The 15,036-nt window shown below is 72.3% G+C and carries 10 protein-coding genes; 7 read left to right on the top strand and 3 right to left on the bottom strand.

Going from position 1 to position 15,036, the window contains the following annotated elements:
- The first annotated feature begins 235 nt into the window (after positions 1-235).
- On the top strand, positions 236-985 hold the full coding sequence (locus DQ392_RS11795) for an alpha/beta hydrolase family protein (RefSeq protein WP_425470520.1): 750 nt from the start codon (positions 236-238) through the stop codon (positions 983-985).
- Between the two features lie 35 nt (positions 986-1,020).
- Here DQ392_RS11795 and DQ392_RS11790 read toward each other — a convergent pair whose 3' ends face one another.
- Together DQ392_RS11790 and DQ392_RS11785 are read right to left on the bottom strand one after the other, a co-directional pair.
- Positions 1,021-1,953, bottom strand: a complete 933-nt coding sequence (locus DQ392_RS11790; protein WP_114015498.1) for a class I SAM-dependent methyltransferase — start codon at positions 1,951-1,953, stop codon at positions 1,021-1,023.
- Entirely contained in the window at positions 1,950-2,954 is a 1,005-nt protein-coding gene (locus DQ392_RS11785; RefSeq protein WP_425470515.1) for a LysR family transcriptional regulator, read from the bottom strand. The genes DQ392_RS11790 and DQ392_RS11785 overlap by 4 nt, the downstream gene beginning before the upstream one ends.
- 92 nt (positions 2,955-3,046) lie before the next feature.
- On the opposite strand from DQ392_RS11785, the gene DQ392_RS11780 reads away from it, so the two are divergent.
- The 6 genes from DQ392_RS11780 to DQ392_RS34060 all read left to right on the top strand — a co-directional run bounded on the left by DQ392_RS11780 (position 3,047) and on the right by DQ392_RS34060 (position 14,499).
- A complete protein-coding gene (locus DQ392_RS11780) occupies positions 3,047-4,327 on the top strand; it encodes an MFS transporter (protein WP_114015496.1) in 1,281 nt (426 codons plus the stop codon).
- Positions 4,328-4,414: 87 nt separating this feature from the next.
- Positions 4,415-8,587 (top strand): non-ribosomal peptide synthetase, encoded by a 4,173-nt coding sequence (locus DQ392_RS11775; RefSeq protein WP_114015495.1) that lies wholly within the window; start codon positions 4,415-4,417, stop codon positions 8,585-8,587.
- 94 nt (positions 8,588-8,681) lie between these two features.
- Complete coding sequence (locus tag DQ392_RS11770; RefSeq protein WP_114015494.1) at positions 8,682-9,083, top strand: SseB family protein; 402 nt, start codon at positions 8,682-8,684, stop codon at positions 9,081-9,083.
- A 2-nt stretch (positions 9,084-9,085) separates the two neighbouring features.
- The gene (locus DQ392_RS11765) at positions 9,086-9,697 is read left to right on the top strand and encodes a hypothetical protein (protein WP_114015493.1); all 612 of its coding nucleotides are present in this window, start codon (positions 9,086-9,088) and stop codon (positions 9,695-9,697) included.
- Positions 9,694-14,049, top strand: coding sequence for a DUF6531 domain-containing protein (locus DQ392_RS11760; protein WP_181856383.1), 4,356 nt, complete (start codon positions 9,694-9,696; stop codon positions 14,047-14,049). Before DQ392_RS11765 ends, DQ392_RS11760 begins: the two co-directional genes overlap by 4 nt.
- Positions 14,050-14,088: 39 nt before the next feature.
- The gene (locus DQ392_RS34060) at positions 14,089-14,499 is read left to right on the top strand and encodes a hypothetical protein (RefSeq protein ID WP_147266521.1); all 411 of its coding nucleotides are present in this window, start codon (positions 14,089-14,091) and stop codon (positions 14,497-14,499) included.
- On the opposite strand, the gene DQ392_RS36175 is transcribed toward DQ392_RS34060, so the two are convergent.
- Positions 14,483-14,989, bottom strand: coding sequence for a Scr1 family TA system antitoxin-like transcriptional regulator (locus DQ392_RS36175; RefSeq protein WP_425470518.1), 507 nt, complete (start codon positions 14,987-14,989; stop codon positions 14,483-14,485). The genes DQ392_RS34060 and DQ392_RS36175 overlap by 17 nt on opposite strands.
- Positions 14,990-15,036: the final 47 nt, after the last annotated feature.

The following is a 15,036-nucleotide window of genomic DNA, read 5'->3' as shown; positions in this document are numbered from 1 at the left end:
CCTCGTCCTGCCGGGCGACGGCGGCGGCGCGCTCCGTGGCCCCGCGCTGGCGGCGGCCGCCGCCGTGCCGCTGGCGCGCCGGCTGGGGCGCGCCGGCTCGCGGGACGACCCGCTGGCCGCGCACGTCGTCCACTACCGCTCCACCACCCGCCGGGACACGTCTTCGGGCCCGTCGTCCGACGCGCCCGAAGAGGCCCGCTCCGCCTCGGGCGCCGAGGGTGCGGGAGAGGGCTCGGTGAGGAGCGGGGCCGGGGCCGGGGCCACGAGCGGGGCCGAGGCCCGGAGCGCAGGCGGTGGTGAGGACGTCGGCGGGCCCCGGCCTGCCGCCGACGCGCCGCACGCCAAGACGCCGCACGCTGACGCGCCCTCCGCCGACGCGCCTTCCGCCGAGAGGCCGGCGGGCGACGGCACCGGGTCCGTCGGTGAGATCCGGACCGTCACGGACAGCCGGTCCCGGCACGCCGGGTGCGCGTATGCCGAGGACGCGGAGTGGGCCGTCGAAGAGGTCGTACGCCGGTACGGTGACGTGCCCGTCTGCCTGGTCGGCAGGGGCATCGGCGGGCGCGCGGCGCTGCGCGCCGCCGGCCACCCCGCGGTGGTCTCCGTCGTGGCGCTCGGGCCGGTGCTGGAGAGCGCCGACGGTGCGGACGGCACGGACGACGCGGAGCCCGTACGGCACCTGCGCGGCCGTCACGTGCTGCTGGTGCACGGCACCAACGACGCGCGGAGCGACCCGGAGCTGTCCTTCCGTTTCGCCGAGCGCGCCAAGAAGGTCAACGCCCAGGTGTGCCGGTTCGAGGTCCACACGGACGGGCACGGGCTGCGCGGGTACGCCGCCGAGGTCGCCGCGCTCACCCGGGACTTCGTCCTCGGCACGCTGTGTGCCCGCGACCTGTGCAGGCCCCTGACCGACGCCTTGGCGGCTCCGCCGCCCCTGGGGCTGCGGATGCCGCTGGCGAGCGGCTTCGGCAAGAGCCTGCGCTAACCCCTGCGCGGGCGGGCGTGTGAGGCGCCGCGGGGTCAGGTACGTACCGCCGTGTGCACGGTCGTCGCTGTCAGGAAGAAGACGTCGGGGCGGCGCAGGACGCCTTCGGGCGAGGTGTCGTCCAGGAGCGTGTCGAGGGTGGCGAGGTCGTCGGCGTCCAGGGTGTCGGCGAGGCCGGTGCGGAAGCGTTCGAGGCGGCCGCGCACGTGGGCGCGGGCGACCGGGTCGAGGGGCGCCTGGTGGTCGGTGAGGAAGGTGCGGCTGCCCGTCGGGGTCAGCCCGGCGGCGACCAGCAGCGCGGGCCAGTCCTCCACCGTGCGGGTGTGGCCCGGCAGTTCGGCGCGCATGGCGGTGAACCAGTCCTCCTCTGCGGCGTCCAGCCGTGCCTGGAGGCCGGGGCGGCCGAGGCCGATGTCGCGGGGCAGGTAGCGGGTGGGCAGCCCGCGTTCCCGGACGGCGAGGACCCCGCCGGGGCGCAGCGCTTCGGCGAACGTTCCCAGGGCGGCGCGCTGGTCGCCGAGGTGGTGGACGACGTTGCTGGTCCAGATCAGCTCCGCGGTGCCCAGGTCGGGGACGTCGTCGGGGAGTTCGGCGGAGCGGGTGGTGATCCGGGAGGCGAGCCCCTCGCGTGCGGCGCGGGCGCGGGCGCGCTCCAGCAGCCCGGGGGCGCTGTCCACGGCCACCGTCTCGGCGCCGGGGAAGGCGTGGGCGAGGGCGGTGGTGGAGACGCCGGGTCCGCTGCCCAGGTCGAGGACGCGGGTCACCTCGCGGCTGCCCGTGAGGTCGTGCAGCCAGGCGGCGGCCTCTTCGAGGAACGGCACGCCCAGTTCGGCCTCGCGTTCGAGGTGCTCGGCGAGGGCCTCCCAGTCGGGCTCGGCACCGGCGGGGTCGCCCCCGTGGCCGTGTCCGTGGGTGTGGCCGTGTCCGTGGCCATGGGCGCCGTCGGGGCCGTTCGGGTGAGGGGTCATCGGTTGTCCTCCAGGGCGGGGTGGTGGGTGGGTTCGGCGCGCAGGAGCCGGCCCCTGCGGTTGAGCAGGAACGCTTTGAAGGCGGCCACCGGCGGGGTGTCGGGGCGCCCGGCGGACCAGGCGAGCCCGATCTCGCGGACGGCGCGCGGCGCGGTCACCGTCACCTCCCGCACGCCGGGCCGGGGGAAGACGGGCGGCGGCAGCAGTGCGACGCCCAGCCCGGCGGCGACCAGCCCGCGGATGGTCTCGGCCTCCTCGCCCTCGAAGGCGATGCGGGGGCTGAACCCGGCCTCGGCGCACATCGTGTCCAGGATGCGCCGCATGCCGTAGCCGGGTTCCAGGGTGACGAAGGACTCCTCGGCGGCCTCTGCGAGCCGGATCCGTTTGCGCGTGGCGAGCCGGTGGTCGTCGGGGACGACGAGCCGCAGCCGCTGTTCGTCCAGGCGGCGGGCGACCAGGTCGGGGGCGTCGGGGACGGGAGAGGTCAGACACAGGTCGAGCTCTCCGGCGCGGAGCCGCTCCAGCATGGCGTCGCCGTAGTTCTGCACGAGCGCGAAGCGGACGCGCGGGTGGTCGGCGCGGAAGGCGCGCAGCAGTTCGGGGACCGTCTCCCAGCCGAGGGTGTGGAGGAAGCCGAAGGCGACCTTGCCGGTGGCCGGATCGGCGTCCGAGCGCACCGCCTCGGCGCCCTGCTCGACGGCGGTCAGGGCCCGCTCGGCGGCGGCCAGGAACGTGCGGCCCGCCGGGGTGAGGGATACGGTGCGGCCGTGGCGGGCGAAGAGGGCCACGCCCAGGTCGGTCTCCAGCCGGGCCAGGGCCCGGCTGAGGGAGGACTGCGGGATGCCGAGTTCCTGCGCGGCGCGGGTGACGTGCTCGTGGCGGGCGACGGCCGCGAACTGCGCGAGGCGGGGCGTGAGCGCGTACACCGAGGGCGCCGTCGCGGCGGCCGAGGCCGGCCACGGTGTGACAGAGCTGTCTTCGACGCTACGAGAAGGTGACACGGACGGCCCTTACCTGCGGTGATGCGGACGTGCATCGATTCTCGCACTTCCATGCATTGGACGGATGAGAGGAGAGTTCGTACGTTCGAGCCATGCCTGCTCTCGATACCGGGGCGTCCACCCAGCCGGTGGACGCCTCTTCGCCTCCTGCCGAGGGGACGACAAAGGCCGCCGACGCGACGAAGCTGAGCCCCGGCGACCCCGGTCACGGGCGGATGCGCCTCGCGCTGTTCGCCGCGGGGCTGTCGACCTTCGCTCTGCTCTACTCCACCCAGGCGCTCCTCCCCGAGATCTCCCGCTCGCTGCACGCCTCACCCGACCAGGCGAGCTGGACCGTCTCCGGCGCGACCGTCGGACTGGCCGTCGCCGTGCTGCCGCTGGCCGCGCTGTCCGAACGCTTCGGCCGGCGCCGGATGCTGACCGTCTCCATGGCGGTGGCGGTCGCGCTCGCACTCCTCGTCCCGTTCGCCCCCAGCCTGCCGGCCCTCATCGCCCTGCGGACGCTCCAGGGCGCCGCGGTGGCCGGCGTGCCCGCCTCGGCGATGGCGTTCCTCTCCGACGAGGTACGCGGCAGCCACCTGGTGGGCGCCGTCGGGCTGTTCGTGGCGGGCAACAGCGTGGGAGGCATGAGCGGGCGCATCCTCACCGGCTGGGTCACCGAGGCGTGGGGCTGGCGGGCCGGACTCGGTGCCGTCGCCGTCACCTCCCTGCTGTGCGCGGTCGCCTTCCGGCTCCTGGTACCGCGGGCGCGGCACTTCACCCCCGTACCGCTGCACCCGCGCCGGGTCGCCGCGACGGTCCGCTCCCACCTGGGCGACCCGCTGCTGCTGCGGCTGTACGCGATCGGGCTGCTGTTCATGGTCGTCTTCGGCGCCGTCTACACCGTCATCGGCTACCGGCTGGTGGCCGCCCCCTTCGGGCTCTCCCAGGGCCTGGTGGGCTCCGTCTTCGTCATCTACCTGGTGGGCACGCTCGCCTCGGCCACCGCAGGGCGGCTCAACGCCCGGCTGGGCCGACGCGGAACCCTGTACCTGGGGATCGGCACCGCCTCCGCGGGCCTGCTCGTCAGCCTCGCCGACAGCCTGGTCGCCGTCGTCGTCGGACTCGTGCTGATCACGGCAGGGTTCTTCGCGGGGCACGCGGTGGCCTCGGGGTCGGTGAGCCGCACCGCCACCCACGGCCCCGCACAGGCATCGGCCCTCTACCAGATGTCCTACTACGTGGGCAGTTCCCTGGGCGGTGCGCTGGGCGCCGCCGCGTTCGCCGCGGGCGGCTGGAGCGCGACCGTCGCGCTGGCGCTGGGCGCCATGGTGCTGGCGGGAGGCATCACGCTGTACGCGAGCCGGCGCGCGGCGGTGCCGGCACGGGCCTGAACACCGGCGCCACGGTCGGAAGGTGCCCTCTGACTGCTCCTCTCGTTGTGCTCCCAGACGGTGTGGCGCAATCGGGAGCTGGTTTCGATGGGACAGGTCGGCAGCGGAGAAGGGCTGCCGTTGACGGCGGCGCAGACAGGCATGTGGTACGCCCAGCAACTCGACCCGAACAACCCGTGCTTCCGGGCCGCCGAGGCCCTGGAGATCCAGGGCCCGGTGGATCCGAGGCTGCTGGAGCGGGCGTTGCGGCGCACCGTCGCCGAGACGGAGGCGCTGCGCGTCCGGTTCACCACGGACGAACGCGAGGGTGCGGCAGGACCCGAGGAGCACGTGCGGCAGGTCGTCGAGGAGTGCGAGGACTGGCCGCTGCCGCTGGTGGACCTGCGCGGCGAGGACGACCCGGCCGCCGCAGCGCACGCCCTGATGTGGGCCGACCTCGACGTCCCTGTCGACCCGCGGCACGCGCGGGCGTTCACCTTCACACTGCTGCGTACGGCCGACGACCGCTTCACGCTCTACATGGCCATCCACCACATCGTCATGGACGGCTTCTCCATGACGCTCTTCCTGCCGCGACTCGCGCGGATCTACACCGCGCTGGAGAGCGGGGACCCCGTACCCGAAGGGCAACTCGCCCCCCTGGCGCAGGCGCTGGCCGACGAGGCCGACTACCGCGGCTCCGCACGCATGGCCCGCGACCGCGCCTACTGGGCCGAGCAGCTCGCCGCCTGGGGCACCTCGGCGCACGCCTCACGGCACTGGCTGCGCCCCGCACGCCGGTTCGTGCGGGAGAGCGGACACCTCGAGGCCGAGGCCGCGCGAGGTCTGCGCGCCCTGGCGCGGAGCGCCCGTACCGGGCTGGCCACCGCGGCGATGGCGGCACTGGCCCTGTACGTGGACCGGCTCGGCGGACGGGAGCACGCCGACGGGCAAGCGGGGGCCGCCTCGGAGCGGTCCTCGTCCGAGCAGCCTTCCTTGGACCAGGACAGGTCCGACGCCTTTGGTGACGTCATGCTCGACGTCACCGTCACCGCACGCGGCGGGGCCACCCGCGAGGTGCCGTGCATGCTCGCCAACGTGCTGCCGCTGCGGGTGCCGGCGCCCTCGGCAGGCACCGTCGGCGACCTGCTGCGGCGCACGGCGGCGCAGGCCAAGGGGCTGGTACGGCACCAGCGGTACCCCTTCTGGGAGATGGTGCGGGAGCTGAAGGCCGCCCCCACGCTGGCGGGCGGCATGGCCGACTGGGGCATCAACGTCATGGTCTACGACCCGCAGGTCAGCTTCGGCCGCCACCCGGCCGTCCTGCACAACCTCTCCAACGGCCCCGTCACCGGGATGAGCGTCAACGTCTACGACCGCCCCAGCGACGGCTCCCTGCGCATCGACTTCCAGGCCGACCCCGACACCTACCCGGCCGCCGAGGTCGCCGCCCACCACCGTCGCTTCCTCTCCCTGCTGCGTACGCTCGCCACCTGCGAGGGCACGCGCCGCGTGGCCGAGATCGACCTGGCGACCGCGGCCGAACGCGACCAGGTGCTCGCCTGGGGCCGCGGGCCCGCGCTGCCGGTCCCCGCCACGCCGCTGCACGCCGAGTTCGAGCAACGCGTACGGGAGGAGCCCGACGCCGTCGCCGTCGTCTGCGGCCCCGCCACCGGCTCCACCGTCCTCACCCGCCACCAGCTGAACACGCGAGCCAACCGGCTCGCCCACCTGCTCCTCGCCCGCGGCGCGGGCCCCGGCACCACGATCGCCCTCGGCCTGCCCCGCACCGAGGCCTACGCCGTCGGGCTCCTCGCCGTCCTCAAGACCGGCGCCGCCTGCCTGCCCCTGGAGGCCGGGCACCCGGCCGAACGGACCCGGACGATGCTCGCGCAAGCCGCGCCGCTGTGCGTACTGGCACACGAGGAGACGGCCGCACACCTCCCCGCCGAGTACACCGACGGGCCGCGGTACGCCGTGCCCGTCGTCGTGACGGACGCGGCGCCGACCCGGCGCCTGCTCGAAACCCAGCCCGCCACCGACCCCGCGCCCCACGACCTGTCCAGGCCCCCGCGCCAAGGCGACGCCGCCTACCTGGCGTTCACCTCCGGCAGCACCGGCCGCCCCAAGGGCGTCGTCGTCGAACACCGGCAGCTCACCCACCTCTTCCACGACCACCTCGTCTCCCTCATCGCCGAGGCGGAGCGCTCCGCGAACGGGCGGGACGGCGGCGGGAGGAAGCTGCGTGCCGGGCTGACGGCGTCGTTCTCCTTCGACACCTCCTGGGAGGCCTGGCTGTTCCTGGCCGCGGGCCACGAAGTGCACCTGGCCGAGGACGGGGTACGGCACGACCCCGCCGCGCTCGTCGCACGGATCGAGGAATGGCGCCTCGACTTCCTCGACCTGACCCCCTCCTACCTGCGCCAACTCCTCGACGTCGGCCTCTTCGCACCCGGCGGGCACCAGCCCGGCACCCTGATGGTCGGCGGCGAGGCGCTCGACCAGGCGCTGTGGCAGCGGCTGCGCGCCCTGCCCGCCACCACCGTCCTCAACTACTACGGGCCGACCGAGTGCACAGTGGACGCCGTGTGGTGCCGCCTCGACGCGCGGCGGGACGAGCCCGTCCTCGGTCGGCCCCAGCACAACGTCCGCGCCTACGTGCTCGACCACTGCGGGCGCCTGGTGCCCCCCGGAACACGCGGCGAGCTGTACCTGGGCGGCGCCCAGGTGGCGCGCGGCTACCTGGGCGCCGACGCGCTGACGGCGGAGCGCTTCGTGCCGGACCCGTACGCGGGACGGGCCGGCGGCGACGACGGGCCGGGGGCGGGCGACCGGCGGGACGTCGAGGAGGGGGACGGTGCGCGGATGTACCGCACCGGCGACCTCGCCCGCTGGACCGACGACGGCATGCTCGCCTACCTGGGCCGCGCGGACGAGCAGATCAAGCTGCGCGGCGTCCGCATCGAACCCCGCGAAGTGGAGGCCGTACTGGCCTCGCACCCCCGCGTCGCCCACGTGGCCGTCGCGGCGCAGCGCACCGGATCCCCCGAAGGCCCGCTGCACCTGGCGGCGCACATCGTGCCAGCGCCGCGCGCGCCCGGTGACGACACGCAGCCCGCCACCGGCCTCGTCGGCGCCGAACTGCGCTCCTGGGCGGCCGGGCGCCTGCCCGCCGCCATGGTGCCCGCCGTGTACGTCACCCACGACGCGCTGCCGCTCACCCCGCAGGGCAAACTGGACCGCGCCGCCCTGCCCACCGGAACCGCGACGGCACCCCCCGCGGCGGACGCCGCCCCGCGCGCGGCCCGCACCCCCCGCGAACGCACGCTGTGCACCCTCTTCGCCGCCGTACTCGGAGTCGGCGAAACCGGCCTGGACGACGACTTCTTCGCCCTGGGCGGCCACTCGATGACCGCCACCCGCCTGCTGAACCGCATCCGCACCGAACTGGGCGCGGACGTCTCGCTCGGAGCGCTCTACCACGCGCCGACACCCGGCCAGCTGGCGAAGCTCCTCGACACCGCGAGCGACCCGTGCGGCACCACGGACGACGCCTACGCCATGCTGCTGCCCCTGCGCGCGGGCGGCGGGGACCGGCCGCTGTTCTGCGTCCATCCCGCCGGCGGGCTCGGCTGGTGCTACGCCACCCTCGCCCCGCACCTGCCGCCGTCCGTTCCCGTCCACGCCCTCCAGGCGCAGGGGCTGCGCGACACCGGCGAGCCCCTCGCCGCCACCTTCCCCGGTCTGCTCCGCGAGTACGTCGCCCGCGTCCGCGCCGTACAGGCCCGCGGCCCCTACCGGCTGCTGGGCTGGTCACTGGGCGGCGCGCTGGCCCACGCGGTGGCGGCGCACCTCCAAAGGGAGGGCGAGGAGGTGGAGCTGCTGGCCCTGCTGGACGCCGCCCCCATCGACCCGCAGCTGCGTGTCGATCCCGCGGGGCACCCCCACCTGGTCCGCCGCCTGGTCACCGAGGCCCTCGGCTCGGGCCTGGCCGAGGAGACCCAACTGAGCGCCGTCACCCGCATGCTGTCCCACTACGCGGCCCTGCTGCCGACCTACACCCCGTCCGTCTACCAGGGCCCGGCCCTCTACCTCCGCGCCACCGAACCCGACCCCCTCGCTTCCCCCTCCCCACGCCCCACCCCCGACGCCTGGCGCTCCCTGATCACCGGACCCCTCACCGTCCACGACCTGCCCTGCACCCACAGCGCCCTGGGCGAACCCCCCGCCCTGGCCCGGGTGGGCCGGCTGCTGACCCCGTACCTGTCGCCGGGACGCTGACCGAGCCCCTACGGAAACGCCCCGTCGGCGACGGCGCCGGCGTGCGAACATACGGTTGGTTTCCGGGTGGTCACGCTGCGGACGGGGGTAGGGGATGTCGTTGCGGGATCTGGTCCGTGACGCGGCGGTCGCGCGATTGTCTCCGGCGGAGAAGCTGGCTCAACTGCGCACCGTACGCCTGTACTTCCAGCGCCCTGAGACACCCGGATTCCTGGTGTCGGAGACGTCGGAGGGGCCGGTGGTGCCGGTATTCACCTCGTGGGAGCGGTTGGCGTTGTTCGCGGGGGCGTGCGGGTGGGCGTCGACCACGGCCGAGGACCTGGTCGGCTTGCTGCCCGAGGGGGTGCGGGCGCTGGTCGATCCGCTGGAAGAGCGTTCGTTCCTCCTGGACGGCGCCGTGCTGGCGGACCCAGCGGGCATGGCTGACGCGGCGGACCCGGCTGGGACGGCGAACCCGGCTGGGACGGCGAACCCGGCTGGTACGGAGGGGCGGTAAGCGTGGCGGGTGACAAGGGAGACGGTCCGGGCGGCGAGGGCGGCCCGAAGCCGGGTGAGGGCTATGCGATCGAGATCGCCGAGGTCCGGAAGATCCTGCGGCCGTTGGAGGAGTCGGTCGTGGCGGCGCACAAGATCAAGGACGACTGGAAGTCGTTGTCCAGCGGCATCACCACCGCGGCCGTGTTCGATATCGAGCAGCCTGCCAAGGACATGCTGGAGGAGTGGGGCTTCGGTATGGGCCGGGTCGCCGAGCACACCGATGTGATCGTGGACACGCTGCGGCAGGTGATCGCGGCGTACATGATGGCGGACCTGCTGCGGGTCAAGGACTTCTCGCCGACCGAGGACAACATCGCCAAACTCCCCTTCGGCAAGCACGGGCTGAGCTCCTGGAAGAACGGGGACCGTTCGACGTTCGACCCGCCTCCGGAGATCTACCAGGAACCCTGGCTGGACGACGACGGCGGCAGCAGCGTCGAGGACGGCGGCGGGGATGACGGTGACGGTACGACGGTGACGGGCGACCTGCCTGCCAACCCCCGCTACCGGGTGGCCGGCGAGGGCGGCGAGGGCTGGGTCGTCGACGGCGGCCGGAAAGGGTCGGTCGCATGACGGGCAAAGACGTCACAGACGGGGGCCGGGAGCGAATACCGCCCCACGCCAAGCCCGGCGACGTCATCTACGGAGACCCCGACAAGGTCGACGACCTGGTCATCAAACTCAAGGCGTACGCCGGAGCGTTCAAGGACGGCTACGACAAGCTGACCGACCTGTCCCTCCTGCCGTGGACCGGCGCTGCCTCGGACGAGTTCCAAAAGGCCGGCTCGCACCTGCCCAAGGAGTTGGAGAAGGCCGAGAGGTACTTCACCTCCGCCGCGTCCGCGCTGGACGCCTACGCCGACAAGCTGCGGTCCGTACACAAGCGGCTCAAGCCGGTCATCGCGGACGCGGACGCAGCCCGGGCAGCGTCCAAGGCATACGTCAAGCAGGACGCCGCCTACGCCGAGGCGGTCGAGCGCAAGGACGAGAACCTCCCCGACAAGCCGCCGGCGGAGAACCCCGGCCTGGCGGCGATGGAGGACTGCCACCGGCGTCTGGACACCCTGGAGGAGGAACTCCAGACCGTCATCGACGACTCCAAACGCAAGCTGGAGAAGGCGAGCCGCAAGGCTCCGAACGCGCCCAAGGGCTGGAACCGCTTCAAGAAGGAGACCGGTGAGTTCCTCGGCGGCATGGGCGACAGCGCCAAGGGGCTGTGGAAACAGTTCGAGTACCTGGTCGAGGACGGGCCCGGCGGCGCGTCCCTGCAACTGGCGGGCATGGCCGACGGCGCGGCCTACGCCGCCCACCACCCCGAAGAGTTCGCCAAGGCCGTCACCAACTGGGAGGAATGGCAGCGCAACCCCTCGCGCGCCGCCGGCCAGCTCACCCCCGACCTCCTCCTCGCCCTGGCCACCGGCGGCGGAGGAGCCCTCCGCAAGGGCGCCGCCTCCGCCAAGAGCGCCGCCCAGCGACTGGCAAGCCGCGAGAAGGCGCTGCGCCGCGACGGCAGCGCCCGCGAGAGCGCGAACAGCGATCCGGAGCGGGAGAACAAGGGCGACACGGAGAGGGAGGGCGTCAACGAGCCGGTCGACGTGGCGACCGGAGAGATGTTCACGTCAGCCACCGACGTGCACCTGCCGGGGGTGCTGCCCCTGCTGCTGACCCGCTTCTTCGCGTCAGGACACGCCTGCGGCGGCTGGTTCGGCCCCAGCTGGACGGGCACACTGGATCAACGGCTGGAACTCGACGACCAGGGCATCGTCTACATAGCCGACGACGGGAGGCTCCTCACCTACCCCGTCCCGCAACCGGAGACCCCCACACTGCCCTTCTCCGGCCCGCGCTGGCCGCTGCACTGGGACGGCGAGCCGGACGGGACCATGACCATCACCGCGCCCGAGCGCAACCGCGTCCTGCACTTCGTCCCGCTGCCCGCCGGGGGCCGCGAGCTCCCGCTGGCGGCGATCGCGGACCGCGCCGGCAACCGCATCGACGTGACGTACGACGCGGACGGCGCTCCGCAGGAGGTCAGCCACTCCGGCGGCTACCGCGTAGCGGTCGACACCGACCCGGGACTCCTCCGCGTCACCGCGCTCCGTCTGCTCCACGGCGACCGGAGCACGACACTCGTCAGGTACGGCTACGACGCGGCAGGCAACCTGGACCAGGTCGTCAACTCGACGGGCTTGCCGCTCCGTTACCGCTACGACGACCACCACCGCATCACCTCCTGGGAGGACCGCAGAGGTACGACGTTCGGCTACGTCTACGATCACCGGGGCAGGGTCCTGCGCACGGTGGGGCCGAAGGGCACATTCTCCGGCCGCTTCCACTACGACGAGGCCGCCCGCACCACCCGCTACACCGACTCACTCGGCCACCAGTCGGTCTACGTCTACAACGAGGCGTACAGGACCGTCTCGGCGACCGACCCGCTCGGCCACACCACGCTCACGGAGTGGGACGAGGCCAACCGCCACCCGGTCACCGTCACGGATCCGCTCGGCCACACGACCCGCTACGGGTACGACGACCTGGGCAACACGACCCGTATCGAACGCCCGGACGGCAGCGCGATCACCGCCGTCTACGACGACGACTGCCTCCCGCTGGAGGTCCGCGATCCCAACGGTGGCGTGTGGCACCACACGTACGACGACGCGGGCAACCGCACCTCGACGACGGACCCCACAGGGGCGGTGACCCGCTACGCCTACAACGGCACCGGCCACCTCACCTCCCTCACCGACCCTCTCGGTCACACGACGGCCGTCACCCCCGACGCGGCGGGCCTCCCCCTCGCGGTCACCGACCCCATGGGCCACACCACCCACGTCCGCCGAGGCCCGCACGGTCTGGTCACCGCTCTCACCGACCCCCTCGGCAACACCACCCGCCACGGCTGGACCATCGAGGGCAGACCCGCCTGGCGCGAGAACCCGGACGGCGCCCGCGAGTCCTGGGACTGGGACGGCGAAGGCAACCTCGCCGCCCACACGGACGAGGCGGGACACACCACGCAGTACACGCACACCCACTTCGACGTCCCCGCAACCCGACGCGACCCGGACGGTGCGCAGTACGCGTTCACGTACGACACCGAACTCCGCCTGGTGGGGGTCACCAACCCGCAGGCCCGCGAGTGGCGCTACGAGTACGACGCGGCAGGCCGCCTCGTCGCCGAGACGGACTTCAACGGGGCGACGCAGACGTACGAGCTGGACGCGGCCGGTGGGCTCCTCACCCGGACGAACGCCTGCGGTGAGCAACTGAGCTACGTCGTGGACGCCCTCGGCCGCCCCGTCGAGCAACGCGATGAGACCGGCGGCGAGGTGACGACGTTCGCCTACGACGCGGCGGGCGCGGTGGTCCGCGCCACGAACGCGGCGACGGACGTCGTACTGGAGCGAGACGCGGTGGGGCGCGTGCTGTCCGAGACAGTCAACGGCCGCCGGACGTCGTACGCCTACGACACGGCGGGCCGACGCGTGCGACGTACGACACCCGCAGGGCACACCTCGACGTGGTCCCGTGACGCGGCGGACCGCCCCGTCGAACTGTCCACTCAGGGAGGGACGCTCTCTTTCGCGTACGACGCGGCGGGCCGCGAAACACTCCGTCGCCTGGGCGGGTCGGCCAGGTCGGCCACCCTGGCCCAGCGCTGGGACGCCACCGACCGCCTCACGCACCAGACGATCCACTCCGCTGGGGAGGAGATCCTCCAGCACCGCACCTACGCCTACCGCCCCGACGGCTACCTCACGGAGATCCGCGAGCTCACGAGCGGGACGCGTCGCTACGACCTGGACAAGGCAGGGCGCGTCGTGGGCGTCCAAGCCCACGGCTGGAGCGAGAAGTACGCCTACGACGCAGCCGGCAACCAGTCCCACGCCGAAGCCCCGGCCCACCCCTCCCCCGGCCACCGCGAACACGAGGGCACCCTCATTTGCCGCGCGGGCCGCACGCGATACGAGCACGACGCCGCGGGCCGCCTCATCCGCAAGACCCGCAAGCTCCTCAACGGCCAGACCCACACCTGGACCTACCGGTGGAACGCCGAGGACCGGCTGATATCGGCGACCAACCCCCAGGGCGAGACCTGGCACTACACCTACGACCCTCTGGGCCGGCGCGTCTCCAAGTACGGGCCTGACCCCCGAACGGACTCGGTCACCTTCACCTGGGACGGCACCCGGGTCACGGAACAGACGTCCGCGGACGGCGCGACGACGACGTGGGACTACGCCCCGGGCACCCACCGCCCCCTGGCCCAAACGAGCCGCGCCCCCCTGCTGGACACACCGGCCTTCCACGCGATCGTCACCGACACCGTCGGCACCCCCACGGAGTTGCTCACCCCCGAGGGCGACCTCGCCTGGCAATCCCGCACCACCCTCTGGGGCACCCCACTCCCGACCCCGCCCGACTCGGTGGACTGCCCCCTCCGCTTCCCGGGCCAGTACGCCGACCCGGAGACGGGCCTGAGCTACAACTATTTCCGGTACTACGACCCGGAGACGGCGCGATACCTGACACCGGACCCACTTGGCTTGGCCCCAGCATCAAATCCGGACACTTATGTCGGAAACCCACTCGGAATGACCGACCCATTGGGCCTGGCTGGGTGTGGCCTGGATTTGTCGAAGGCCACCCCTCACAGCGGAAGATTCCCCAAGAGCGCTAATCCAAATGAAACTCTGGTGCGCCGGAAGGACGATGGTTCCGTGACAGCCTATGCTGTCTACGATGCCGATGGGCTACCGTTGAAGCGGGTAGACGTGGACCCGGACTCGGCGACACACAACGGCGTACCGGCACCGCACGTATTGGAAACAGAGAAACACGTCAACCCCAAGACCGGGCAGGAGTTCTTGACTTGGAAGAAGATGCCGCGCCCCGCTCGCCCCGACGAACTACCATAGGGAGAGAGCCAGATGGACTCAGGAAATCCAGACACACCCGTGAACAAGAACCCGATTGACGAGCTCGATTATTTCGACCGCGCCGCGCTCCGCCTGAACTTGCACGACTGGCTGTCCGTAGCCCAGGTATTCCATCCACGATTCCTTGAAGTGTCTGGCTGCCTCATCTGGGAACGCGCATACGAGGAAAGAAATTTTGGGGAATGGTATCAAGCCCTTAATGGGAATGCCACCGCCATCGAGAGCACCCTCAACCAAGTCAGACTGTGGCAATTGGTAGACATCAACGAAGGCAATCCCGCCGAGGAAGAAATGGTGACCGAACTCGCTCGCGAAATCGCTTTTTTTTGGAGGGCAGCACTGGAATACGCACACCCTCAATACAGTTTCGACGGAGGGGTCGTGGAAACCGAGGATGGGCCAGTAGTTAGGTTTATCGTGCAACGGTAGAAAATGAACAGTGTCTGACTGATGCGCACCCCTTATGCGCCGCTGAGGCGTAGAAACCAACCTGCGCATACCGCCAGGGCAGTTCTTCAGCTTGCGCGAAGCCTGACCAGAACGAGGCGAGGAGGAGGAGCTGGCCCGCCGGGTCCTTGCTGCCCCGGGACGGGACGGCTTCGGGAGGGGTGGTGACTACCTCCTCCACGCAGGCGGCGTTTGCCTGCACCTGGTCCGTGCCGACCACGGCGCGGCGTACGCCGCCAAGATCACCACGGATCAAGCCCAGGATGCCGGTCGCCGTCTCAGGGAGCAGTTGTACGGCAACTTGCGGTAGCCCTGCCATCTCTCGGAGCTTGCACAACTGACCCCGCGTGGTTGCCTGATCACCGGTCGCGCGGCGCAGCACTCCGGAATCCAGCACTGCCCACATCCATGGTGGGTCGTCGCGGTCCCATACTTTTTGGCGCGCGACACGTCGTTCCGCATAGCGGTCGATCTTAGATGGATGACCGGCAAATCCGGCGGCATCAAGGCGGGCGCGTA

Source organism: Streptomyces reniochalinae (assembly GCF_003323735.1).
GTDB lineage: Bacteria > Actinomycetota > Actinomycetes > Streptomycetales > Streptomycetaceae > Streptomyces > Streptomyces reniochalinae.
This window is presented reverse-complemented; position numbering and strand designations above follow the sequence as displayed.